This is a genomic window from Pseudomonas putida (genome assembly GCF_022627325.1).
GTDB classification, from domain to species: domain Bacteria; phylum Pseudomonadota; class Gammaproteobacteria; order Pseudomonadales; family Pseudomonadaceae; genus Aquipseudomonas; species Aquipseudomonas putida_X.
In genome coordinates, this window is record NZ_JAETZZ010000001.1 from 491,076 (window position 1) to 513,126 (window position 22,051).

Below are 22,051 nucleotides of genomic sequence, written 5' to 3' on the forward strand. Positions count from 1 at the left end.
GCCCCATGCTGCCTGAATGCCAACTCTTCGGCACCGTCGGGTGCCACTTGTGCGAAGTGGCCGAAGCTGTGCTCATGCCTTTCGTCGATCATGGTCTGCTGGTCGAGCTGGTCGATATCGCCGACAGCGAGGCGCTGTTCGAGCGCTACGGGCTGATCATTCCCGTATTGCGTCGTTGCGATACTTCGGCGGAGCTGCTTTGGCCGTTCGATCCTGAACAGGTCGTGGCCTTCCTCGCGCAATGATGGCGGCAGGGGAAGCATCGCCTGCCTGCATGCGCTGAGTTGTTGCTCGAAGATGCCGTACCGGCGACAGACGCCGGTACTTCATCATCGTCGAGAATGCAGTCATGTTCATCACACCAAACTTTACCCTGGAAGAGATGGTTGCCTCGCAGGTCGCCTCTCGCGAAGGGCTGGACAATACGCCACCGCAGCAAGTCATCAGTAACCTTCATCTACTCTGTCACGCCCTTGAGCAGGTTCGAGCATTGTTCGGTCTGCCGGTGATCGTCAGCAGTGGTTACCGCTCACCCGCGCTGAACAAACGTATAGGCGGCTCTTCGCGTAGCCAGCACCTGCACGGGCTGGCTGCAGATTTCAAGATATTCGGCATCAGTAATCGGGAGGTGGTCCGCCGGGTGAGCGCAAGTGCAGTGAATTTCGACCAGATGATCCTCGAGTTCGACAGTTGGGTCCACCTGTCGGTAACCCCGGACGTGCCGCGTCGTGAAGTGCTGACCATCCGCAGGGGCACAGGCTACCTGCCAGGTTTGCGGTGAGGCGTGGATGAATTGACGGCGGGGTGTGCAAGTTCGTATGCTGTATATAAATACAGTATCGAGGTAAGCCCATGCTCAATGTCGAGCAACTCAAGTACAGCGTCAACCGCATGCCGGTGGAGCGGGTATGTGACGCTGTGCTGGAACTGCGCCTCGAAGGCCTGGTCACCGATGACCGTACGCCGTTCGGCAAGGTCCATTTCAACACCTGCTTCGCCGAGATCGAGGCCCTGTTTCAGCGGGCCGGGTACCATCGAGGGTTGGATGTGGTGGGTTACCAAGGCTTGCTGTATGCGCTCTATGATCCAGGCCGCTGGGAGCCCGTGCAGGTTCTGCGCTGGCTGAAGGCACGCAGCGAGGCCGCGGTCCAGGCTGGTTGAGCTGGTGGGGTTGGGGGATAATGCCCGGCCCTGCCTGCCCCGAGTCTCGCCATGACCACGCCATTCGACCCCGCCCGCCAGCAAGCCAGCACGGTGTGCCTGCCACCTGGCAACTGGGCGACGGTACTTGATTGCCTGTGCGACCATTTCAAGGCGATCGAGCGTGCCCAGTGGCTTGACCGTTTTGCTCGTGGCCGGGTGCTAGACGCCGAAGGCCGGGCGGTCGCAGCCGACCTGCCTTACCGCCGCGGCATGCGTCTGCACTATTTTCGCGAGGTGCCCAACGAGCGGCCGATCCCGGTTCAGGAAACCATCCTGCATGTGGACGAGCATCTGGTGGTGGCCGACAAACCGCATTTTCTGCCGGTTACGCCAACCGGTGAATATGTCGAACAGACTTTGCTGCGCCGTCTGATCCGGCGTCTGGACAACCCTCACCTGGTGCCGTTGCACCGCATCGATCGGCATACCGCAGGGCTGGTGTTGTTCTCGGCCAACCCGCAAACCCGCAGCGCGTACCAGCGTCTGTTTCCCGAGCGTCGTATCGACAAACGCTATCAGGCCATCGCCCCGGCCTTGCCCCAGCATGATTTTCCGCTGGTGCATAAAAGCCGCCTGGTACATGGCGAGCCGTTTTTCCGTATGCATGAGGTACAGGGCGACGATAACAGCGAAACCCTGGCCGAGGTGCTGGAGAAGCGGGGGGAGTTGTGGCGCTACGGCCTTTCGCCGGTGACCGGCAAGACCCATCAACTGCGGGTGCACATGGCGGCACTGGGGGCGGGGATTTGTAACGACCCGTTCTATCCAGCGCTTCTCGAGGTGGAAGATGATTACCAGCGGCCATTGAAGCTGCTGGCACACAGCTTGCGCTTTGCCGACCCGTTGACGGGGGAGGAGCGGTTTTTCGAGAGCCGCCTGACCCTCGGTTGGTAGCGCCCCTTCACGGTGAGTGCCGCGAAGGGGCGCTGTGTTGTCAGCGGTTGAAGCGCTCCACCAGTGAGTACTGGCCACCGGCGGTAGTGGTCAATGCTTCGCTGAGCAGTGCAGAGTGCTGTGCCTGTTCGGCTGTCTGGTCGGCCAGTTCGGCGATCGTGCTGATGTTGCGGCTGATCTCGTCGGCCACGGCAGTCTGCTCTTCAGTGGCTGCTGCGATCTGAGTCGCCATGTCGGTAATGTTGGCCACCGCCTCGCTGATCCCCACCAACGCCTGGTCAGCCTGCATCACACGTTCTACGCCCTCCTGAGCCTGGCGATGGCCAGACTCCATGGTGAGCACGGCGTTGTTGGCGGTCTGTTGCAGCTTGGCAATCAGGCCATGGATCTGCCCTGTGGACTCAGCGGTGCGCTGGGCCAGCTGGCGCACTTCATCGGCCACCACGGCGAAGCCACGGCCCATCTCGCCAGCGCGGGCCGCTTCGATGGCGGCGTTCAGTGCCAGCAGGTTGGTCTGGTCGGCAATGCCCTTGATCACATCGACCACGCCACCGATTTCGTCGCTGTCCTTGGCCAGTTGTGTCACGGTTTCGCCGGTTTCACCCACGGCCGCCGACAGGCGCTCGATGGCGTCGCGGGTTTCACCGGCGATCTGCCGGCCCTGGCTGGTCAGGCGGTTGGCTTCCTGCGTGGCATCGGCAGTGCGCTGTACATGGTTGGCCACCTCCTGGGTCGTGGCAGCCATCTGGTTGACGGCAGCGGCAACCTGCTCGGTCTCGACCCGCTGGCGCTCCAGCCCCGAGGAGCTCTTGTGGGCCAGGACATCGGACTGGCGTGCCTGATCGCTGAGGTGTTCGGCGCTGTCCTGCAGGCGGGTCAGGCAGGTTTTCATGCGCGCGTCCTGGCTGAGCAGGGCCATTTCCAGGCGAGCCTGAACGCCACGGCTGTCGGTGAACATCTGCGCGATCAAAGGGTCGGAGGTGGTCTGTTCGGCCAGGCGCAGCAGGCGTTTGAGGCCGCGTTGTTGCCAGCCCAGGCCCAGCAGGCCGAGCGGCACCGACAGGGCGGCGGCCAGGGCGAAGCCCCAGGAATGCCCGAGCCAGTTACCGATCAGGAAACCGACCTGGCTGACCAGGATGAAGGGCAGCCAGTCCTGCAGCACTGGCTGCCACTTGTCACGCCGCGGAACGGCGGGTTTGCCCTGGTTGATGCGCTGGTACAGGGCTTCGGCGCGGCGGATCTGCTCGGCGGTGGGCTTGACCCGCACCGACTCGAAACCGGTCACCTGGTTGTTGTCGAAGATCGGCGTGACATAGGCGTTGACCCAGTAATGGTCACCCGACTTGCAGCGGTTCTTGACGATACCCATCCAAGGCTGGCCTTGCTTGAGGGTCTGCCACATGTGGGCGAACACCGCAGGGGGCACATCCGGGTGGCGTACCAGGTTGTGCGGTGCGCCGACCAGTTCCTCGCGCGTGAAGCCGCTGATCTCGACGAACGCATCATTGCAATAGGTGATCACACCCTTGGCATTGGTGGTCGAGATCAAGCGTTGTTGGGCAGGGAAAGTCCTTTCCCGTTGAGTGATCGGCTGGTTGTTACGCATGGGCTGAGTAATCCGCAAGGCTTTCGACAGATATCGGCAAGCCAGCGTTTTTATTGAATGGAGATTTAACTTCGTTGATCTGGCGCAGGAACAGGCGGCTGTGATTGCGTTAGCAGCCTGGCACGTTCGCGAAAGAAGGCGCCACTATTGGCGATGTATTGCAGATGATGACGTGCGGGTCAAATCATGACCGATTGGCAGGCCAAGCGCCAGCCGCGGAAACAAAAAGGGGCGCATGTGCGCCCCGGTCACTGGGTTTCAGCTGGCGATCAGTTGCCGCAATACATAGTGCAAGATGCCGCCGGCTTTGAAGTATTCCACTTCATTGACCGTATCGATCCGGCACAGCACCTCGATGTCTTGCTGCTGCCCGTCCTCACGGGTGATGCGCAGTTGCAGGGTCATGCCGGGTTTTACCTGAGCCCCGGTCAAACCCAGGATGTCGATTTGCTCTTTGCCAGTGAGCCCGAGTTGCTTGCGATCGTGCCCGGCTTTGAACTGCAGCGGCAGCACGCCCATGCCGACCAGGTTGGAGCGGTGGATGCGCTCGAAACTCTCCGCCAGTACCGCCTTGACCCCCAGCAGGTTGGTGCCCTTGGCTGCCCAGTCGCGGCTGGAGCCGGTGCCGTACTCCTGGCCGGCGATCACCACCAGTGGTGTGCCTTGAGCCTGGTAGCGCATGGCCGCGTCATAGATCGAGAGCTTTTCCCCGGTGGGTACGTACAACGTGTTGCCGCCTTCTTCACCGGCGAGCATTTCGTTGCGGATACGGATGTTGGCGAAGGTGCCACGCATCATCACCTCATGGTTGCCCCGGCGTGACCCGTACGAGTTGAAGTCATGAGGTTCCACGCCTTTTTCGCGCAGGTAGCGCCCGGCCGGGCTGTCGACCTTGATGTTGCCGGCGGGGGAGATGTGGTCGGTCGTCACCGAATCGCCAAGCAGGGCGAGAATGCGCGCGCCCTGGATGTTCTCGATCACCGGCAGTGGCCCGCCAATGCCGTCGAAGAACGGAGGGTGCTGGATATAGGTGGAGTCGTCCTGCCACACGTAGGTGGCCGCCTGCGGCACTTCGATCGCTTGCCACTGCGCATCACCTGCGAATACTTCGGCGTACTCCTTGTGGAACATCGCCGTGTCGACCTTGGCCACGGCGTCGGCGATTTCCTGCTGGCTGGGCCAGATGTCGCGCAGGTACACGGGCTGCCCGTCCTTGCCTGTGCCCAGTGGGTCACGGGTAAGGTCCAGGCGCACGCTGCCGGCCAGCGCGTAGGCCACCACCAAGGGTGGCGAGGCCAGCCAGTTGGTCTTGACCAGCGGGTGCACGCGGCCTTCGAAGTTGCGGTTGCCCGACAGTACCGAGGCCACGGTCAGGTCGGCGCTACCGATGGCGTTCTCGATGGCCTCGTCCAGTGGGCCGGAGTTGCCGATACAAGTGGTACAGCCGTAGCCGACCAGGTCGAAACCCAGTTGGTCCAGGTAAGGGGTGAGCCCGGCGGCGTTGTAATAGTCGGTGACCACCTTGGAACCAGGTGCCAGCGAGCTCTTCACCCAGGGTTTGCGCTGTAGCCCTTTCTCCAGCGCCTTTTTCGCCACCAGGCCAGCCGCCATCATCACGCTGGGGTTGGAGGTGTTGGTGCAGGAGGTAATGGCGGCAATCACCACGGCACCGTCGCGCAGGGTATAGGTCTGGCCTTGGTGGCTGTAGTCGATCTCCCGGGCCTGGTCGGCGTTGCCCACCGCTACACCGCCACCGCCTTCGCTTTCCAGGCGGCCGACTTCTTTGGCCAGCGGTTTGGGCTGCAGTTCGATGAAGTGGTCGAACGCTTGGCTGACCTGGCCGAGCGCAACGCGGTCCTGCGGGCGCTTGGGCCCGGCCAGGCTTGCTTCGACGTCACCCATGTCCAAGGCCAGGGTATCGGTGAACAGCGGTTCCTGGCCTGGCAGGCGCCACAGGCCTTGTGTCTTGCAGTACTGTTCGACCAGTTGCACCGTTTGCTGCGGCCTACCCGAAAGGCGCAGGTAGTCCAAGGTGACCTCATCGACGGGGAAGAAGCCACAGGTCGCGCCGTATTCCGGCGCCATGTTGGCAATGGTGGCACGGTCGGCCAAGGGCAGGTCGGCCAGGCCGTCACCGTAGAATTCGACGAATTTGCCGACCACGCCTTTCTTGCGCAGCATCTGGGTCACGGTCAGCACCAGGTCGGTGGCAGTGATGCCTTCGCGCAGCTTGCCGGTAAGCTTGAAACCGATCACTTCCGGGATCAGCATCGACACTGGCTGGCCGAGCATGGCAGCCTCCGCTTCGATCCCGCCAACGCCCCAGCCGAGCACGCCCAAGCCGTTGATCATGGTGGTGTGCGAATCGGTGCCGACCAAGGTGTCCGGGAACGCATAGGTGCGCCCGTCGGCCTCACGGGTCCATACCGTACGGCCCAGGTACTCCAGGTTGACCTGGTGGCAGATGCCGGTGCCCGGCGGCACTACGCGGAAGTTGTCGAACGCGCTCTGGCCCCAGCGCAGAAAGGCGTACCGTTCACCGTTGCGTTGCATCTCGATGTCAACGTTTTCACTGAACGCCTTGGGGGTGGCGTAGCGGTCGACCATCACCGAGTGGTCGATCACCAAATCCACAGGCGACAGCGGGTTGATTCGCTGTGGGTCGCCCCCGGCCTTGGCCATGGCAGCGCGCATGGCCGCCAGGTCGACGACCGCTGGCACGCCGGTGAAATCCTGCATCAGTACCCGCGCCGGGCGGTATTGGATTTCGCGATCGGAACGACGGTCTTGCAGCCAGTCGGCGAGCGAGCGCAGGTCGTCGCTGCTGACCGTCTTGCCGTCTTCCCAGCGCAGCAGGTTTTCCAGCAGCACCTTGAGCGACATGGGCAGGCGCTGCAGGTCTCCGAGCTGTCGTGCCGCTTCGGCAAGGCTGTAGTAGTGGTAGGTCTGATCGGCCACTTCGAGGGTTTTGAGGGTATTCAGGCTATCGAGCGAGGGCATTGCCAACTCCTTATGCACCGGTGCCCGGCATTGGCTGGTTGATGCCGGTGTCACCGCGGTGTTTCGGCCCGCACGGTACGGACCTGGCTGAAGAGTCAGGTTAGACCGGTTTGTCTGCCCTGACCCTATTCTGGACCGGCGGGGCATGTCGCAGGTTCCGATCTTCCTTTATCATCGCCGCCCTGCCGGCGCCTTTGGTGCGTCAGCCGTAGTGGAGTGAGAGATGAATACCCTGTTCATGCATAGCCGGCCCGGGTTCGAGGGCGAGGTCTGCGCGGAGATCAGCGAACACGCTGCCCGCCTGGGGGTTGCCGGTTATGCCAAAGGCAAGCCGCAAAGCGCCTGCGCCGAGTTTGTCTGCGCCGAAGCCGAAGGTGCGCAGCGGTTGATGGCGCAGTTGCGCTTTGCTCAACTGATCTTCCCGCGCCAGTGGGCGCGTGGGAGCTACATCGAACTGCCTGAGACCGATCGGGTCAGCGTGTTGCTCGAGCATCTGCGGGCATTGCCGGTGTTTGGCAGCCTGTGGCTGGAGGTGCTCGACAGCAACGATGGCAAGGAGCTGTCGACGTTTTGCCGCAAGTTCGAGGTGCCGCTGCGCAAGGCGTTGGAAAAGGCCGGGCGCTTGGTCGATAACGCCAGCCTGCCTCGGCTGTTGCTGACGTTCATCAGTGGTCGTCGGGTATTCGTTGGCGTTGCCGATGCGAACAACAGTGCGCTGTGGCCGATGGGCATTCCTCGCTTGAAATTCCCGCGGGAGGCGCCGAGCCGTTCGACGTTGAAGCTTGAAGAGGCGTGGCACCAGTTCATTCCGCGCGAGCAGTGGGAGCAGCGGTTGGGCGATGACATGACCGGGGTTGATCTGGGGGCATCGCCGGGTGGCTGGACTTACCAACTGGTACGCCGGGGCATGCTGGTCACTGCGATCGACAACGGGCCGATGGCCGAGAGTTTGATGGACACTGGCCTGGTGCAACACTTGATGGCCGATGGCTTCACCTGGCAGCCCAAGCAACCGGTGGACTGGATGGTCTGCGATATCGTCGAGAAGCCTGCGCGTACCACTGGGTTGATCGAGACTTGGTTGGGGGAGGGCTTGTGCCGGGAGGCGGTGGTCAATCTGAAATTGCCGATGAAGCAGCGATATGCCGAAGTGCGTCGGCTGCTGGACCGCATGGAGGCGACCTTCAAGGCGGGCAAGGTCAAGGTTTCGATTGCCTGCAAGCAGCTGTATCACGACCGTGAGGAAGTGACCTGCCATCTGCGCAGGCTGGACCTGAAACCGCGAAAATAAGCCGCTGCCGCTGCCGCTGCCGCTGCCGCTGTTCTGCTTCTGCTTTTGCTTTTGCTTTTCAGTGCGCGGTAGATCAGACGCTGCAGATTGCGACTTCAGGAGGCCGAACGGAGGTCTTGCGGAGGGAGGTGACGGGCATGGATGCCCGTCAAGCGCTTCGGCCCATGGATGGGCCGTGAGCGCGGTCCTCCCGGGAGCAAGGCCGGAGTGAGGGAACCCCGAAGCGAAGCGTAGGGGCCGGATGATGGGAGCGGGCGGTTTTTGGTTCCTTTTTGCCAAGACAAAAAGGGACCCGCCGTAAGGGCGGAAAGGTGATTCAGCGCCTCCTCGGCAAATGGATATTCACGCTAGCTGAAAGCCACAAGCCACAAGCCACAAGCCACAAGCCACAAGCCACAAGCCACAAGCCACAAGCCAGAAGCCAGAAGCCAGAAGCCAGAAGCCAGAAGCCAGAAGCCAGAAGCCAAAGCTTATGCTGGGGTTTTTATTCATCTGGGCATATCCATTTGCTGTGGCGACGCTCACTCACCTTTCCGCCCTTACGGCGGGTCACTTTTTGGCAAACGCCCCAAAAAGTAACCAAAAAAGGCTGGCTCCTATCATCCGGCCCCTACGCTGCGCTTCGGGGTTCCCTCGCTCCGGCCTTGCTCCCGGGAGGACCGCGCTCACGGCCCATCCATGGGCCGAAGCGCTTGACGGGCATCCATGCCCGTCACCTCCCTCCGCAAGACCTGCGCTCGGCCTCCTGAAGTCGCAATCTGCGGTGCCTGAACTACCGCGCGCTGAAAAGCAAAATCAAAAGCAAAATCAAAAGCAAAAGCAAAAGCAAAAGCAAAAGCAAAAGCAAAAGCAAAAGCAAAAGCAAAAGCAAAAGCAAAAGCAAAAGCAAAAGCAAAAGCAAAGGCAAAGGCAAAGGCAAGGGCACAGGCACAGGCACAGGCACAGGCACAGGCACAGGCGAGGTCGCGGCGAAGGCGAGGGACATTGCGCTTGCAGCGCAGGGGCGGGTGGGTATTGGTGCGTGCCGCGCTATGCGCCACAATAGCGATCATTTGCGGAGCCACCCATGACAGACTTCACCCCCGACGCCATCCTCGATGCCACTGGCCTGAACTGCCCAGAACCGGTCATGATGCTGCACACCCACGTACGCAATCTGGCCGCCGGCGGCCTGCTCAAGGTCATCGCCACCGATCCCTCCACCCGCCGCGACATCCCCAAGTTCTGCAACTTCCTCGGCCACGAACTGCTCCAGCAGCAGGAAGAAGCCGGTACCTACCTGTACTGGATTCGCAAGAAAGCCGACTGATCCACGCTGGATCGTGCCGGGCATAGCACCTACACTGCGTTCCCCAGACAGGAGAGCGCCATGCTGATAGTTGCCGACGAGAATATCCCGCTGCTCGATGCATTTTTCCAAGGTTTCGGCGAGATCCGCCGTTTTCCCGGCAGAAGCATGGACGCCGCCAGCGTCAAAGAAGCCGACGTCCTGCTGGTGCGCTCGGTGACCAAAGTCGACCGGCAACTGCTCGAAGGCAGCAAGGTACGCTTCGTCGGCACCTGCACCATCGGCACCGACCACCTGGACCTGGACTACTTCGCCGAAGCGGGCATCCACTGGAGCAGCGCGCCGGGCTGCAATGCCCGCGGTGTGGTCGACTACGTGCTCGGCAGCCTGCTGACCCTCGCCGACCTGGACGGCGCGGCGCTGCCCCAACGCACCTATGGCGTGGTTGGCGCAGGGGAGGTCGGTGGCCGGCTGGTGCGCGTGTTGCATGGCATGGGCTGGAAGGTGCTGGTCTGCGACCCGCTGCGCCAGGCGGCTGAAGGCGGCGATTTCGTCAGCCTGCAAACAGTGCTTGAACAATGCGATGTGATCAGCCTGCATACCCCCTTGCAGCGTGACGGCGAGCACCCCACCTGGCACCTGCTGGGCCAAGCGCAGCTCGCGCAACTGCGCCCTGGCGCATGGCTGATCAACGCCAGCCGTGGGCCGGTGGTCGACAACCTTGCCCTGCGAGAGCTGCTATTGGACCGCGAAGACGTGCACGCCGTGCTCGATGTATGGGAGGGCGAACCCCAGGTCGACCTGCAACTGGCCGACCTCTGCACCCTGGCCACGCCACACATCGCCGGCTACAGCCTCGATGGCCGCCAGCGCGGCACGGCGCAGATCTACCAGGCATTGTGCCGCTTCCTGGGTGAAGACGAGCGCGTGCAGTTGCAGGATCTGCTGCCCAAACCGCCACTGGCGCAGATCGAATTCGATGGCGAAGCGGACCTGGGCTGGGCCTTGGCGACCTTGTGCCGGGCGGTGTACGACCCGCGCCGCGACGATGCCGATTTCCGGCGCAGCCTGAGCGACGACGCGGCCGAGCAACGCGCGGCCTTCGACCTCTTGCGCAAACAGTACCCGCCACGCCGTGAAATCGAAGGGTTGGCGGTGCGGTTGCCAGGCGAGGCTGCGCAGTTGGTGCAGATGGCCAATGCCTTGGGTGCAGTGGTCGTTTGATGAGCAGGCAGAACATCACGGGCAAATAAAAACCCGGCGCCAGCGCCGGGTTTCAATCAATTCTTCACTCAGCCCTTTTGTACCTTCTTCACCCGGCTGGCTTCCAGGTCCTTGCAGGCCTGCTGGATCATTTGCTCAGTAATCGGTACTTCACGCCCCTGGGCATCGATGATCGAACCACAGACCTTCTGTTGCGGGGTGTTCTGGGGCTTCTGGGTGTCGCTGCCATGCTGCAAGCTCATCTAACGTCTCCTCATCAGGTCCAATATCAAGGTAAACCTGTGCCGTGACTGGCCTGTGACAGCGGCTCTTGGAGGCCACGGCAGTTACAGTCCACCAGAAAGTGCGGTAAACCTCCAGCGATGGCTTAGAACGATGGGCTATAGCCACTGCCAGGCGGGATGAATGGTAGGCTGCTGTTTCACTGTCATTGTGGTCCATCGCCATGCCCGAACCGGTATCTTCACGTCAGCGTCGCGCCTTGTTTCTCTGCTGGCAATTCATGCGCCCATACCGTGGCCAAGCGCTGTTGGCGCTGCTGGCTCTGGTAGTGACCGCCGGCATAACACTGTCCATAGGGCAGGGTATCCGCCTATTGGTGGACCAGGGATTCATGACCCGTTCGGTGCACCAGCTCAATCAGACCATCGGCCTGTTCATGCTTTTGGTGTTGGCGCTGGCGGTCGGTACATTCAGCCGCTTCTACCTGGTTTCCTGGATCGGTGAGCGGTGCGTGGCCGATATTCGCCGCGCCGTCTTCGATCACCTGATAGGCCTGCACCCTGGCTTTTTCGAAGACAACCGCAGCTCGGAGATCCAGTCCCGGCTGACCGCAGATACCACCTTGCTGCAGGCGGTCATCGGCTCATCGCTGTCGATGTTCCTGCGCAACGCCCTCATGGTGATCGGCGGTGTCGTGCTGCTTTTCATCACCAACCCCAAGCTCACCGGCATCGTCGTGGTGGCCCTGCCGTTGGTACTGGCACCGATCCTGCTGTTTGGCAGGCGCGTGCGCAGCCTGTCGCGGCAGAGCCAGGACCGGGTGGCGGATGTGGGCAGCTATGTGGCCGAGACGCTGGGGCAGATCAAGACCGTGCAGGCGTACAACCACCAGGCGCTCGATCGCCAGCTCTTCGCCGATACGGTAGAGGCGGCTTTCGCCGTGGCGCGTCAGCGCATCGCGCAGCGGGCCTGGTTGATCACCCTGGTGATCGTGCTGGTGCTGGGCGCGGTGGGGGTGATGTTATGGGTCGGCGGCACGGATGTGATCGCCGGGCGCATCTCCGCAGGCGAACTGGCAGCCTTCGTGTTTTACAGCCTGATTGTCGGCAGTGCCTTCGGAACGCTGAGCGAAGTCATCGGCGAACTGCAGCGCGCTGCCGGTGCGGCCGAGCGTATCGCTGAACTGCTGGCCGCGCGCAGCAGCATTATCGAGCCCGAGCAGCCGTTGGCGCTGCGTCGGCAGGGCACTGGCGGGCATATCGAGCTGAAGAACCTCGCATTCGCTTACCCTTCCAGGCCATCGGTCGCCGCCATCGACAACCTGAGCCTGGTCATCGAGCCAGGCCAGACCGTGGCGCTGGTGGGGCCATCTGGTGCCGGCAAATCGACACTGTTCGACTTGCTGCTGCGTTTTTACGACCCTCAGCAGGGCGCCATCCTTGTGGATGGCCAGCCAATCACCAGCCTGGCGCTGGGCGATCTACGCCGCCAGTTCGCGCTGGTAGCGCAGAACCCTTCACTGTTTCGCGCTACGGTCGAGGCCAATATCCGCTATGGGCGCCCCGAGGCCAGCCTGGCCGAGGTAGAGGCAGCGGCGCGTGGCGCGCATGCCGACGCGTTCATCCGGCAATTGCCGCAGGGTTACCAGACACCACTGGGCGAGGGCGGTATTGGCCTGTCGGGCGGGCAGCGGCAACGCCTGGCGATTGCCCGAGCGTTGCTGGTGGATGCGCCGATCCTGCTGCTCGACGAAGCCACCAGCGCCCTCGATGCGCAGAGCGAACACTTGATCCAGCAGGCCCTGCCGAGCCTGATGGCGGGCCGCACCACGCTGGTCATCGCCCACCGCCTGGCCACGGTGCAGCATGCTGACCGCATCGCAGTCATCGACAAGGGGCGCCTGGTGGCAGTGGGTACTCACCGTGAACTGCTCGAAAAAAGCCCTTTGTACGCCAGGCTCGCCTCACTGCAGTTCAACAACGCTTGACGCGCCCAAGGCTTGTAACATTTTTGTAGCAATTGCTTGAGAGTATCCCTTCAACTGTTGCGTAAGTGCTCGACCTGGCTGCTATCGATCGATGGCAGCTTTTTTTTGGCCTGCGAACGAGGACATGGACGTCTGTGGCGGCGCTGCCAGCGGCGCGCTGTTTCCTCAATCCTTGTTCCCGAGATCTGCGATGTTGCGAAAATCCCTCAGAGTACAAATTCTTGCCCTGCTCGGCGGCAGCTTGGTGGCGATGCTGCTGATTGCCTTGGTGTGCTTCCAGTTTCTGTCCTCCAGTGTGCGCAGCTATGCCACGCTGGTCGATGGACCACTGCAGGCCTCGCAATCGATCGACGAAGCTAACCTGCAGTTCAAGATCCAGGTGCAGGAGTGGAAGAACGTGCTGCTGCGCGGCCGTCAGCCGGCCGAACTGGAGAAGTACTGGCAGCAGTTCCAGGCCCGTGAGCAGCAGGTCCAGCAATTGCTTGGGCAGCTGATCGACAGCAGTGATCAGAAGCTCAAGGAGCCTTTGCAGCAGCTGCGTGACAGCCATCGGCAATTGGGCGTGGCCTACGCGCAGGGGCGCCAGGCTTTTCTGGCGGCAGGGGGTGACCCGGCCGCTGGCGATCTGGCGGTCAAAGGTGTCGACCGTGCTGCCAGCGAGCAGATGAGCGCGTTGGTCGAGCAGTTGCGCGCCGACGCCCGTGAGCGGGCCGTCAGCATCAATGCCAGTGCCGAGCGCACGGTATGGCTGGGTATGCTGGTGATGCTCGGTTCGGCCCTGTTGGTGGGTTTGCTCAGCCTGTGGCGGGTCAACCGCAGCCTGATCGAGCCCATCAGTCAGTTGATCGAATACGTTGCCCAACTGAGCCAAGGCCACTTTGGGGCGCGGGTCGAAAGCCGTCGGGAGGATGAGCTGGGACGCCTTGCGCGTGCCGCCAATACCTTGCGTGATTTCCTTGCCGACACCGTTGGCCGCCTCAAGGACAATGCTCAAGAGCTCGAAGGCGCCAGTGGCCAGCTGCGCAGCATCGCCGGCGACATGGCGCGCGGTACCCATGACCAGTTCCAACGTACCGATCAGGTGGCGACGGCGATGCACGAGATGTCCGCCACTGCCCAAGAGGTTGCCCGTCACGCCGCCGAAGCCGCGCGGGCGGCCGATGAAGCCGACCACAGTGCCCAGGCCGGCGAGCAGGTCATGCAGCAGACCATCGACATCATTGGCGTGGTCAACCAGGAGATCGCAGGGACTGCGGCGGTAATCCGCGATCTTGAGAATGACAGTTCGCGCATCGGCAAGGTGCTGGAAGTGATCCGTGGGATCGCCGAGCAGACCAACCTGCTGGCGCTCAATGCGGCCATCGAAGCGGCCCGTGCGGGTGAGGCCGGGCGCGGCTTTGCGGTGGTCGCCGACGAGGTGCGTAGCCTGGCTCAGCGCACGGCGGCGTCGATCGCAGAAATCCATCAGATCATCGAGGCGGTTCAGTCTGGTGCCGTGGAGGCGGTCAAGGCCATCGAAAGCGGGCAGCAGCGCAGCGAGGAGGGGGCCGAGCAGGTGCAGCAGGCGGGGCGGATGCTGCAGCGCATCACCGTCGCGGTCGAAGCCATCCGTGACATGAACCGGCAGATCGCCACGGCAGCTGAGGAACAGACCAGTGTGGCCGAGGATATTTCGCGTAACCTGATCGAGATTACCCGCATCGCCACTGCCAACCAGGAGGCAGTGCAGCACACCGAGCAGGCTGGCCAGCGCCTGCATGGGCTGTCGGGGCAGTTGGGTGAAGTCACTTCGCGTCTTACCGCGTAGTACTGATCGCGCACAGCAAAAAGCCCGCACGATGGCGGGCTTTTTGAAGGATCTGGTCGGAGAGACAGGATTCGAACCTGCGGCCTTCTCGTCCCGAACGAGACGCGCTACCTGGCTGCGCTACACTCCGATGAACAAAATCCTACTGCATGGTTTTTTCGAACGCAAGCCCTTGTTGTTAAAAGGCCTTAGGCCCGAAACAGGGCGTTCGATCAGAGCTCTTTGACGGTACGAACCTGGTCTTTGTTCAGGCGTGTACGCTTGCCATCGAGTTGCTCGAACTCATAGAAGCCAGAGTCCTCGTCGAAGGACGGAGTGTCCACAGCCTGGATCTCGCGGCCGTCGTTCAGGGTGATAACGGTCGGCGAGGCGCAGCCAGCGAGGGCGCCCAGGCCCAGGGCGAGCATGAAGGCGGGAAGGGTCCGTTTAATCATCGTGTTTCTCCAGTGCGATGGTGCTAGATGACGTTAAGACGCAAGGCGTCTGCGCAAGTTCCTTGCACAGTGCAGCATAGCGCCAAACCCAGGGTATTGACCTGGGTCTGTCGGAGTTGTCGCAGGGCAGGCTGTGATATAAATGCGCCATCCCTTTCTCCTGCGATGGACACTCATGAAAGCCAAGGCAGATACCCCCTTCGTGGCCCTGAACATTGCCGTGCTGACCGTCAGCGACACCCGGACCTTTGAAACCGACACCTCCGGGCAGACCTTCGTCGACCGCCTGACTGCGGCGGGCCACCAGCTGGCTGAGCGCAAGCTGCTCAAGGACGATCTCTACAAGATCCGCGCCCAAGTCGCCACCTGGATCGCCGATGACAGTGTGCAGGTCGTGCTGATTACCGGCGGCACCGGCTTCACGGGGCGCGACAGTACGCCTGAGGCTGTGGCCTGCCTGCTGGACAAGCAGGTAGAAGGCTTCGGTGAATTGTTCCGGCAGATCTCCGTCGCCGATATCGGCACGTCCACCGTTCAGTCGCGCGCCTTGGCCGGCCTGGCCAACGGCACGCTGGTATGCTGCCTGCCGGGCTCGACCAATGCTGTGCGCACCGGTTGGGACGGCATCCTCGCCGAGCAACTCGATGCCCGCCATCGTCCGTGCAATTTCGTTGCGCACCTGAAGCAGGTTGCGGCCTGTGAAAGCCGTGGCTGAGGCATCTCCGGCCCGGCCACTGATGGCGGTGGAGGAGGCGCTGGAGCGCCTGCTGGCCTTGGCCGAGGCCGCGCCGATCAGGGACATCGAAACCGTCTCGCTGGCAGAGGCCGAGGGCCGGGTGCTGGCGACCGACCTGGTGGCCTCGCTCGACCTGCCGCCCTGGCCCAACAGTGCCATGGATGGTTACGCACTGCGTCTGGCCGATTACCAAGGCCTGCCGTTGCCCGTCAGCCAGCGCATTTTTGCCGGGCACGCGCCCGAGCCTTTGCAGCCCGGCACGTGCGCACGGATCTTCACCGGTGCCCCGCTGCCGGCCGGTGCCGACTGCGTCGAGATGCAGGAAAACATCGAGGTGCTGGAGGATGGCCGGGTACGTTTTCTCGAGCGGATGAGGCTTGAGCAGAATGTCCGCCCCCAGGGCCAGGAAACACGCCAGGGTGAACGGGTGATGGTCGCAGGTACGCGCCTGGGCCCGATCGACATGGGGTTGGCCGCAACGTTGGGGCATGCTCGGCTGCAGGTGGTGCGCCGGGTACGGGTGGCCGTGTTGTCCACCGGTGACGAGCTGGTCGAGCCTGGGTTGCCACTGGGCCCAGGGCAGATCTACAACAGTAACCGGCGCCTGCTGGTTAGCTGGTTGCAGCGCCTGGGCTGTGAAGTGCAGGACATGGGCATCCTCCCTGATGACCTGGTGCGCACTCGCCAATGCCTGGCCAGCTTGGGTGATGTCGACCTGATCCTGTCCACCGGGGGTGTCTCGGTGGGCGAGGCCGATTATCTGGGCGCGGCGCTGCGTGAGGCGGGCGAGCTAGCCTTGTGGAAGCTGGCGATCAAACCCGGCAAGCCGCTGACATTCGGGCACTATCAAGGCGTGCCGGTGATCGGCCTGCCCGGCAACCCTGCGTCGACACTGGTGACCTTCGGCCTGCTTACGCGCCCGTACTTGCTTCGCCGCCAAGGGGTGGCGCAGGTCACTCCGCTACGTTTCGACGTCCCTGCAGGTTTCGACTGGCCCAAGGCCGGAACCCGGCGCGAATACCTGCGGGCGCGGATCGATAACGGCCGGGTGCACATCTACAAGAACCAGAGCTCTGGTGTGCTGCGCAGCGCCGCCTGGGCTGACGGTTTGGTGGAGGTGCGCGAAGGCAGCACGCCGCGGCAGGGTGACAGCGTCACGTTCATCCCACTGAGCGAACTACTTGGCTGAACGCCCAAGCCACGGGTCTGAAGGTTGCGGGGCGGTGGCAGATGCCGACTGGGTCAGGCGCATGTGCACGGTCTCCAGTTGCTGCGCCGCCACGCTCCAGTCATGGCGCTGCCGGGCGAACTGGCGGCCGGCCTGGCTCAGTTGGCTCATGCGCCAGGGTTGGTTGAGCAACTGGGTAATCAGCAGTGCCAACTGGTCACCGTCATCACTGCCCAGGTAATGCTCGCCGCTGTTCACGGCAAGGCCTGAAACCCCCTTGCTGGTGGTGATCACCGGCAGCCCGGCAGCCATGGCTTCGAGAATCTTCACCTTGGAGCCGCCGGCGTAGCGCAGGGGGGCGAAGAACAGCGCCGAGCGCCGCTGCAGTTCGCGAAGGTCAGGGCGATAACCTAACCATTCGATGCGGGGATCGTTCCAGTGCAACTTCCATGAGGCCGGCATGGCATGCCCGGCTATGGCCAGGCGCACAGCAGGGTTGCTCATCCACACCTGAGGCAGGATTTCTTCCAGCGCCCATTCGATGGCCTCAAGGTTCGCGCCGTATTCGAAGTTGCCAACGAACAGCAGGCGCTGACTGTGCAGCGCGGGGCATACCTGTTCGTAATACGCGCAATCTACACCGTTGACCACGACGTTCACTGGGCGCCCGCTGATCTGGCTGATCAGGTCGGCGTCATGGGCGCTCACCGCCACCACTTCGGTGGGTTGGCAGAGTACGCGTTGCTCCCAGCGACGATAGCGCCAGCGATCGAACGCGTTGAGTGGGCGTAGCCAAAGTGGCAAGCGGTCATGGCAGGCGGCGCCCATTACCGATTCGAGTGTGTGTTCGCTGAGCATGTAGGGCAGGCCGCGGGCCTGCAGGGCTTTTTCGAAGGGTTGGAAGGCATAGCTGTGTTCGATCTGGATGACGTCCCAGGGCTCGTCCAGCAATTGCTCGAAACGGTGGCGCAGGCAAGGTGCCAAGCCATTGATGATTGCCCGCATGGGGTAGTCGATGATCGGTGAGGCCAGCAGATTGAGCGGGCTGTGCAAGGCTCGGCGGGGGAGTACGATCAGCCGTTCGACCAATGGCTCCAGCGCTGCGCGGGTGGCATCGTTGAGCGGGATTTTCGACTGCACCAGCAAGGTGATCCGATGCCCGTGCTGCGCCAGGGCGCGTAGCAGGTGGTATTGCCGGGTCTTGCTGCCACTGGTGGTTGGCCAAGGCAGGTAGGGCAGCGTCCAGAGTATGCGCATGAACCACAATCCTCGCTAAAGGCTGCAGACAAAAAACGCGCCCATTGGCAGTCAGCGGATGGCTGCAACCGGCACGCGTCCATACATTTCAGTAAAGCCCACGCTATCGTCTTCGCCGAGGTAGTCGCTGTGGTCGATCCTGCAGGGGGTCAGAACGCTCATTTCACACGCTCGACTTGGCGCTGCACCTAGGGCTGATGGGTCGCTCTGCCAGGGTTCTGGCGTTAAAAAAGTCAAAAAAACGACTCTTTTGTCGCTAAATACCGGCATTGGCCAAATATTTGTCGATCATGCGCCTGATGGCCGAAGCTTTCAATCGGTTGATGCACGGCGGACGATTTTTGTGCAAATACATGCGGGTCTTAGTGCTAGGTCAGCTCCTGCATGCAGCAATCTGCCGCCGCCTGTGGTCGAGATCTGCAATGGGCTGTCCCTTGGGAGAAGCGTAATGGGTAAGGCAATGGTGATCCTGCACGGCAAGCAGGCGATGAACGAAGATGTGCGCACGGCTGTCCTCGCCCAGCGTGAGCGGGGCTGGACGTTGGATGTGCGGGTGACCTGGGAGGCGGGTGATGCCCAGCGGCTGGTGGCCGAGGCGCTGGCCGCCGGCTACACCCATGTGGTCGCAGGGGGTGGCGACGGTACTTTGCGTGATGTTGCCGAAGCCATGGGGCAGGCAAATACACAGGCCAGCCTGGCACTGCTGCCGTTGGGCACCGCCAACGATTTCGCCAAGGCTGCGGGCGTGTCATTGCAGCCGGCTGAGGCATTGGCGCTGCTGGACATGCCGGCTCGGCCAATCGATTTGGGCAAGGTTGGCGACCAGATGTTTCTGAACATGGCCACCGGCGGGTTCGGCAGTCAGGTCACTGCCAACACCTCCGAGGACCTGAAGAAGGTACTGGGCGCAGCGGCTTACTTGTTTACCGGGCTGTCGCGCTTCAGTGAGTTGCAGGCCGCGTCTGTGGAGCTGACAGGCCCGGACTTCCACTGGCAGGGTGACTTGCTGGCGCTGGGCATCGGCAATGGCCGCCAGGCAGGTGGTGGCCAGGTTTTGTGTGGCGATGCCCTGGTGGATGACGGCCAGCTCGACATCGCTATCCTGCCGGCACCGCAAGAAGTGGTAGGGGCACTGCGTGAGCTGCTGGCCGGCGAAGGGCTGTTCGTTCGGGCTCGCTTGCCCTGGGTCGAAATCAAAAGCTCCCAAGGCCTGGACATCAACCTCGACGGTGAGCCGTTACAGGCTGACAGCCTGCGCTTCGAGGCCCTGCCTGCGGCGCTGCGTTTGCACCTGCCGCCAAATTCGCCGCTGCTCAGTCATCCAGGCTGATGATTTTCTCGCGTACGGCGAACAGTACCAGCCCCGCAACGTCGTAGATCTGCAGGCGTTTCATGATCTGCGAGCGATGGGTTTCCACCGTTTTGATCGACAAGGCAAGGCCGGCAGCGATCTCGCGGGTGGATTTGCCCCGTACGATCAGGCGCAGGATTTCCAGCTGCCGCGCAGTGAGGTTATGGCGGTCGATGTTCGGCTGCTTGCCCTGCTGCGCACGCATGAGTGCCTGGTTGATCACCGTGTGGGCGATGGCCGGGCTGAGGTAGCGCTCGCCACTGCGCAGTGCTGCCAGTGCCTGCTCCAGCTCCATTGCGGTGGCATCTTTGAGCAGGTAGCCGTGGGCGCCGCTTTCCAGGGCGCGCATGATCAGGTCCGGGTCGGTGTGCATGGACAGGATCAGCACTTTGCAAGGGTTGCCTGAGGCGCGCAGCAAGGTGAGCGCATCGAGGCCGCTGGTCATGCGCATGGAAATGTCGAGCAATACGATGTCGGGCGCCAGTTGCTGAGCTTGCTCGAGCAGTTGGCCGCCATCGTCGGCTTCGCCGACCACGGTGTAGCCAGGGATGTCAGACACCAAGGCACGTACCCCGGCTCGAATCAGCGAATGGTCATCGACCAGCAGCAGTCTACAGGTCATTGGATAGCAGGTGTCCTGGCGCGTTCATCGGTGCGGGGTGTCCATGGGAACAAGACCTCGATGCGGGTGCCCAGGCCCAGCTGGCTGGTGATTTTCAGCGTGCCCTGCAGTGCTGTGGCACGCTCCTGCATGCCCGCCATGCCGCGCTGGCCTGCCTCGGCGGGATTGGCGGCGGGGATGAAGCCCTGGCCATCGTCCTCTATCGACAAGCTCAGGCCGGCGGGGCTGCGCTGCAGGCGGATGGTCAGGTTGTGCGCCTTGGCATGGCGCAATATGTTGGTGACCGCCTCTTGCGCGATGCGAAAAGCAGCCATGCTCACCTCCTCGCAAATGCCACCCAGCCTTTGATGGCACTCCAGGCTCCAATGCATGTCGGTGCTTGCGAGCGTGCGCACCAGATGTGCACGCAGGCTGGCTTCCAGGCCAAGGCTTGCCAGCTGCCGTGGGTTGAGGATTGCAGAGACGTCGCGCACTTTGCTCAGCGTGTCATCGAGTGTGCTGCGCAGGGTGCCGCATTGGGCCTGCAGATCGCTTGGCAGCCGCCGCTGCAACCACTCCAGCTGTAATTTGGCAGCGGTCAGCAGTTGGCCAATGTCGTCATGCAATTCGCGGCTCAGGTGCTGGCGTTCGCTTTCCTGGACTTTGAGCATACGATCGGCCAGCTCTGCCGGGCGCAAGCTGATAGACCTGGCCCCTAGGCTCAGGTGCCAGCCGACCCCGCACATTGCTATCAGCTGTAACAGCATCAGGCTCGCCGGTATGGCATGCCCGGCGGTGAACAGCAGCAGGTTGGCAAATAGTGACGCCACGCACAGCACCGCGGTCGCCCAGCGCAATGCAGCGGAGAGGGAGCGGCAACGCAGGGCATTTTTCAAGCGTGGGAGCATAGATGGGAAGCCACTGAAACCTTGCTGATGGAGGCCTTGCGCATGTCTTGCCGGAGGCTTTGGCGTGCTGCTTTCAATAAATGCCAAGTGCGCGTTGAGGCGATCCATATACGGGTGACCGGTACTTGTTAGTGGGCATGGTATCACTTCAGGACTGTTTGGTCGCGAGTGGGGTATTGCTTTGAAACCTCAAGGTTTGCGGGGCCATCAGGGGGCTGCGAAGGTCTGATTCGAGCAGCAGATAGCCATCATCGATTGCCCTGGATGGCCCGCCCAGTTCAACTTGCGCGAGTACCGGTAAACAGGCTGTAGGAACTTTCGGCCCTTCACTAGTTGGCCCCGGATTCGGTCTTTCAGCGCTGCCTTAGTTGCAGGTCGTCAATGACTGCTAGTGCGTTTTTCTGCGCAAGTTGGGCGGCTGTCCATGGGGCCAGCCTGGGGTGTGTCAGCACGTTCGCTGTGCGTTTCCTGGCAAGGCGCACACGTTTGCGGCAATGGTTGGTCCAATGCGTTTGCCAGCTCAGCCAGCAAGGCGGTCTGTTCGCTGGCATCGAGGGCAAGCCGGCCGGTGTGCGTATCCACAAGCTCAAGTTGCCAGGCCAGGAGGGTCAGGCAGTCCGCCAGTGCAGGCAAGGCCTGATTGTGCAGGTGCAGTTGGCTGCAGGCCGGGGCGAGCAGTTGCTGCAAGGCGCAGGCGTATTGGGCGACTTCAAGCAGGCCCAGGCCGCTGGCGCGCCGGGCAAGAGTATCGAGGGTGTTGATCAGGCAATGGCAGGCGTCAGGGTCATTGGCGATCAGTTCCAGGTGGTGCAGGCACTCCTGGGACTGGGTCAGCAACACTTGCGCATCCAGCAGAAAGTCCTGCAGAGCGCTGCTGTCGAAAGCTGAACTGCCCATCATGTGGTCCCGGCCCGTAACGAGGGAGCGGGGGACGGCCAAGCCGTGTCGTTCGCTAGCAAAAGCCTGACTCCATTCATGCAGTGAGAATGGCGTCACATTAATGGCTAAAGGATAGCGCGAACATCAGGTTGCACCCGGTTGACGCTAGGGGTTTCCCTGATGGTGTTCTAGGGG

At 62.3% G+C, this 22,051-nt stretch carries 21 protein-coding genes, 1 tRNA gene and 1 pseudogene; 13 read left to right on the forward strand and 10 right to left on the reverse strand.

The features are described from left to right. The first annotated feature begins 5 nt into the window (after window positions 1-5). From JNA92_RS02205 to JNA92_RS02220, 4 genes are all read left to right on the forward strand, one after another. Window positions 6-245 carry a glutaredoxin family protein gene (locus JNA92_RS02205; protein ID WP_241803138.1) on the forward strand — a complete coding sequence of 80 codons (240 nt, stop codon included), beginning with the start codon at window positions 6-8 and terminating at the stop codon, window positions 243-245. Between the two features lie 104 nt (window positions 246-349). Next, window positions 350-781: a D-Ala-D-Ala carboxypeptidase family metallohydrolase gene (locus JNA92_RS02210; RefSeq protein ID WP_241803139.1), complete on the forward strand. Its 432-nt coding sequence runs from the start codon at window positions 350-352 to the stop codon at window positions 779-781. Between the two features lie 71 nt (window positions 782-852). Then, window positions 853-1,161 carry a transcriptional regulator gene (locus JNA92_RS02215; protein ID WP_241803140.1) on the forward strand — a complete coding sequence of 103 codons (309 nt, stop codon included), beginning with the start codon at window positions 853-855 and terminating at the stop codon, window positions 1,159-1,161. Window positions 1,162-1,212: 51 nt separating this feature from the next. Beyond that, window positions 1,213-2,097: a pseudouridine synthase gene (locus tag JNA92_RS02220; RefSeq protein WP_241803141.1), complete on the forward strand. Its 885-nt coding sequence runs from the start codon at window positions 1,213-1,215 to the stop codon at window positions 2,095-2,097. 40 nt (window positions 2,098-2,137) lie between these two features. Here the strand turns inward: JNA92_RS02220 and JNA92_RS02225 are convergent, their stop codons facing one another. Both JNA92_RS02225 and acnA read right to left on the reverse strand, forming a co-directional pair. Continuing rightward, window positions 2,138-3,703, reverse strand: a complete 1,566-nt coding sequence (locus tag JNA92_RS02225; protein ID WP_241803142.1) for a methyl-accepting chemotaxis protein — start codon at window positions 3,701-3,703, stop codon at window positions 2,138-2,140. A 258-nt stretch (window positions 3,704-3,961) separates the two neighbouring features. Then, window positions 3,962-6,703, reverse strand: coding sequence for an aconitate hydratase AcnA (gene acnA, locus JNA92_RS02230; RefSeq protein ID WP_241803143.1), 2,742 nt, complete (start codon window positions 6,701-6,703; stop codon window positions 3,962-3,964). 223 nt (window positions 6,704-6,926) lie between these two features. Between acnA and rlmM the strand changes: the two genes are divergently transcribed. After that, window positions 6,927-7,994: a 23S rRNA (cytidine(2498)-2'-O)-methyltransferase RlmM gene (rlmM, locus tag JNA92_RS02235; protein ID WP_241803144.1), complete on the forward strand. Its 1,068-nt coding sequence runs from the start codon at window positions 6,927-6,929 to the stop codon at window positions 7,992-7,994. A 665-nt stretch (window positions 7,995-8,659) separates the two neighbouring features. Here rlmM and JNA92_RS02240 read toward each other — a convergent pair. Then, window positions 8,660-9,046 carry a hypothetical protein gene (locus JNA92_RS02240; RefSeq protein ID WP_241803145.1) on the reverse strand — a complete coding sequence of 129 codons (387 nt, stop codon included), beginning with the start codon at window positions 9,044-9,046 and terminating at the stop codon, window positions 8,660-8,662. Window positions 9,047-9,060: 14 nt separating this feature from the next. Between JNA92_RS02240 and tusA the strand changes: the two genes are divergently transcribed. Together tusA and pdxB are read left to right on the forward strand one after the other, a co-directional pair. Then, window positions 9,061-9,303, forward strand: coding sequence for a sulfurtransferase TusA (gene tusA / locus JNA92_RS02245; protein ID WP_012313540.1), 243 nt, complete (start codon window positions 9,061-9,063; stop codon window positions 9,301-9,303). 60 nt (window positions 9,304-9,363) lie between these two features. Continuing rightward, window positions 9,364-10,506, forward strand: a complete 1,143-nt coding sequence (gene pdxB, locus JNA92_RS02250; RefSeq protein WP_241803146.1) for a 4-phosphoerythronate dehydrogenase PdxB — start codon at window positions 9,364-9,366, stop codon at window positions 10,504-10,506. 68 nt (window positions 10,507-10,574) lie between these two features. On the opposite strand, the gene JNA92_RS02255 is transcribed toward pdxB, so the two are convergent. Next, the gene (locus tag JNA92_RS02255) at window positions 10,575-10,748 is read right to left on the reverse strand and encodes a PA1571 family protein (RefSeq protein WP_241803147.1); all 174 of its coding nucleotides are present in this window, start codon (window positions 10,746-10,748) and stop codon (window positions 10,575-10,577) included. A 203-nt stretch (window positions 10,749-10,951) separates the two neighbouring features. Between JNA92_RS02255 and JNA92_RS02260 the strand changes: the two genes are divergently transcribed. The 3 genes and pseudogenes from JNA92_RS02260 (at window position 10,952) to JNA92_RS25985 (ending at window position 14,522) form a co-directional block, all read left to right on the forward strand. Next, on the forward strand, window positions 10,952-12,715 hold the full coding sequence (locus tag JNA92_RS02260; protein WP_241803148.1) for an ABC transporter transmembrane domain-containing protein: 1,764 nt from the start codon (window positions 10,952-10,954) through the stop codon (window positions 12,713-12,715). 763 nt (window positions 12,716-13,478) lie between these two features. After that, window positions 13,479-13,637 (forward strand): annotated as a pseudogene (locus tag JNA92_RS25980) (HAMP domain-containing protein); the annotation flags it as partial. 171 nt (window positions 13,638-13,808) lie between these two features. Next, entirely contained in the window at window positions 13,809-14,522 is a 714-nt protein-coding gene (locus JNA92_RS25985; protein ID WP_431312448.1) for a methyl-accepting chemotaxis protein, read from the forward strand. Between the two features lie 53 nt (window positions 14,523-14,575). On the opposite strand, the gene JNA92_RS02270 is transcribed toward JNA92_RS25985, so the two are convergent. Next, window positions 14,576-14,652, reverse strand: a tRNA-Pro gene (locus tag JNA92_RS02270). Between the two features lie 82 nt (window positions 14,653-14,734). After that, window positions 14,735-14,956, reverse strand: coding sequence for a YgdI/YgdR family lipoprotein (locus JNA92_RS02275; RefSeq protein WP_012313545.1), 222 nt, complete (start codon window positions 14,954-14,956; stop codon window positions 14,735-14,737). Between the two features lie 175 nt (window positions 14,957-15,131). Between JNA92_RS02275 and moaB the strand changes: the two genes are divergently transcribed. Together moaB and JNA92_RS02285 are read left to right on the forward strand one after the other, a co-directional pair. After that, window positions 15,132-15,671, forward strand: a complete 540-nt coding sequence (moaB, locus tag JNA92_RS02280; RefSeq protein ID WP_241803150.1) for a molybdenum cofactor biosynthesis protein B — start codon at window positions 15,132-15,134, stop codon at window positions 15,669-15,671. Further along, the gene (locus JNA92_RS02285; protein ID WP_241803151.1) at window positions 15,655-16,881 is read left to right on the forward strand and encodes a molybdopterin molybdotransferase MoeA; all 1,227 of its coding nucleotides are present in this window, start codon (window positions 15,655-15,657) and stop codon (window positions 16,879-16,881) included. Before moaB ends, JNA92_RS02285 begins: the two co-directional genes overlap by 17 nt. Here the strand turns inward: JNA92_RS02285 and JNA92_RS02290 are convergent. Further along, window positions 16,870-18,117: a glycosyltransferase family 4 protein gene (locus tag JNA92_RS02290; RefSeq protein ID WP_241803152.1), complete on the reverse strand. Its 1,248-nt coding sequence runs from the start codon at window positions 18,115-18,117 to the stop codon at window positions 16,870-16,872. The genes JNA92_RS02285 and JNA92_RS02290 overlap by 12 nt on opposite strands. 448 nt (window positions 18,118-18,565) lie before the next feature. On the opposite strand from JNA92_RS02290, the gene yegS reads away from it, so the two are divergent. Then, window positions 18,566-19,447, forward strand: a complete 882-nt coding sequence (gene yegS, locus JNA92_RS02295) for a lipid kinase YegS (protein WP_241803153.1) — start codon at window positions 18,566-18,568, stop codon at window positions 19,445-19,447. Here the strand turns inward: yegS and JNA92_RS02300 are convergent. The 3 genes from JNA92_RS02300 to JNA92_RS02310 all read right to left on the reverse strand — a co-directional run bounded on the left by JNA92_RS02300 (window position 19,431) and on the right by JNA92_RS02310 (window position 21,877). Beyond that, window positions 19,431-20,090 carry a response regulator gene (locus JNA92_RS02300; RefSeq protein WP_241803154.1) on the reverse strand — a complete coding sequence of 220 codons (660 nt, stop codon included), beginning with the start codon at window positions 20,088-20,090 and terminating at the stop codon, window positions 19,431-19,433. The two genes, yegS and JNA92_RS02300, sit on opposite strands and share 17 nt — an antisense overlap. Continuing rightward, window positions 20,087-20,977 carry a sensor histidine kinase gene (locus JNA92_RS02305; RefSeq protein ID WP_241803155.1) on the reverse strand — a complete coding sequence of 297 codons (891 nt, stop codon included), beginning with the start codon at window positions 20,975-20,977 and terminating at the stop codon, window positions 20,087-20,089. The genes JNA92_RS02300 and JNA92_RS02305 overlap by 4 nt, the downstream gene beginning before the upstream one ends. A gap of 378 nt (window positions 20,978-21,355) precedes the next feature. Continuing rightward, on the reverse strand, window positions 21,356-21,877 hold the full coding sequence (locus JNA92_RS02310; RefSeq protein ID WP_241803156.1) for a histidine kinase: 522 nt from the start codon (window positions 21,875-21,877) through the stop codon (window positions 21,356-21,358). Window positions 21,878-22,051 lie beyond the last annotated feature (174 nt).

Bases quoted from the DNA above. Each gene is read 5' to 3' on its own strand.
- JNA92_RS02205 (WP_241803138.1), top strand. From the start codon at position 6: ATGCTGCCTGAATGCCAACTCTTCGGCACCGTCGGGTGCCACTTGTGC.
- JNA92_RS02210 (WP_241803139.1), top strand. From the start codon at position 350: ATGTTCATCACACCAAACTTTACCCTGGAAGAGATGGTTGCCTCGCAG.
- JNA92_RS02215 (WP_241803140.1), top strand. From the start codon at position 853: ATGCTCAATGTCGAGCAACTCAAGTACAGCGTCAACCGCATGCCGGTG.
- JNA92_RS02220 (WP_241803141.1), top strand. From the start codon at position 1,213: ATGACCACGCCATTCGACCCCGCCCGCCAGCAAGCCAGCACGGTGTGC.
- JNA92_RS02225 (WP_241803142.1), bottom strand. From the start codon at position 3,703: ATGCGTAACAACCAGCCGATCACTCAACGGGAAAGGACTTTCCCTGCC.
- acnA (WP_241803143.1), bottom strand. From the start codon at position 6,703: ATGCCCTCGCTCGATAGCCTGAATACCCTCAAAACCCTCGAAGTGGCC.
- rlmM (WP_241803144.1), top strand. From the start codon at position 6,927: ATGAATACCCTGTTCATGCATAGCCGGCCCGGGTTCGAGGGCGAGGTC.
- JNA92_RS02240 (WP_241803145.1), bottom strand. From the start codon at position 9,046: ATGATCGCTATTGTGGCGCATAGCGCGGCACGCACCAATACCCACCCG.
- tusA (WP_012313540.1), top strand. From the start codon at position 9,061: ATGACAGACTTCACCCCCGACGCCATCCTCGATGCCACTGGCCTGAAC.
- pdxB (WP_241803146.1), top strand. From the start codon at position 9,364: ATGCTGATAGTTGCCGACGAGAATATCCCGCTGCTCGATGCATTTTTC.
- JNA92_RS02255 (WP_241803147.1), bottom strand. From the start codon at position 10,748: ATGAGCTTGCAGCATGGCAGCGACACCCAGAAGCCCCAGAACACCCCG.
- JNA92_RS02260 (WP_241803148.1), top strand. From the start codon at position 10,952: ATGCCCGAACCGGTATCTTCACGTCAGCGTCGCGCCTTGTTTCTCTGC.
- JNA92_RS25985 (WP_431312448.1), top strand. From the start codon at position 13,809: ATGCACGAGATGTCCGCCACTGCCCAAGAGGTTGCCCGTCACGCCGCC.
- JNA92_RS02275 (WP_012313545.1), bottom strand. From the start codon at position 14,956: ATGATTAAACGGACCCTTCCCGCCTTCATGCTCGCCCTGGGCCTGGGC.
- moaB (WP_241803150.1), top strand. From the start codon at position 15,132: ATGAAAGCCAAGGCAGATACCCCCTTCGTGGCCCTGAACATTGCCGTG.
- JNA92_RS02290 (WP_241803152.1), bottom strand. From the start codon at position 18,117: ATGCGCATACTCTGGACGCTGCCCTACCTGCCTTGGCCAACCACCAGT.
- yegS (WP_241803153.1), top strand. From the start codon at position 18,566: ATGGGTAAGGCAATGGTGATCCTGCACGGCAAGCAGGCGATGAACGAA.
- JNA92_RS02300 (WP_241803154.1), bottom strand. From the start codon at position 20,090: ATGACCTGTAGACTGCTGCTGGTCGATGACCATTCGCTGATTCGAGCC.
- JNA92_RS02305 (WP_241803155.1), bottom strand. From the start codon at position 20,977: ATGCTCCCACGCTTGAAAAATGCCCTGCGTTGCCGCTCCCTCTCCGCT.
- JNA92_RS02310 (WP_241803156.1), bottom strand. From the start codon at position 21,877: ATGATGGGCAGTTCAGCTTTCGACAGCAGCGCTCTGCAGGACTTTCTG.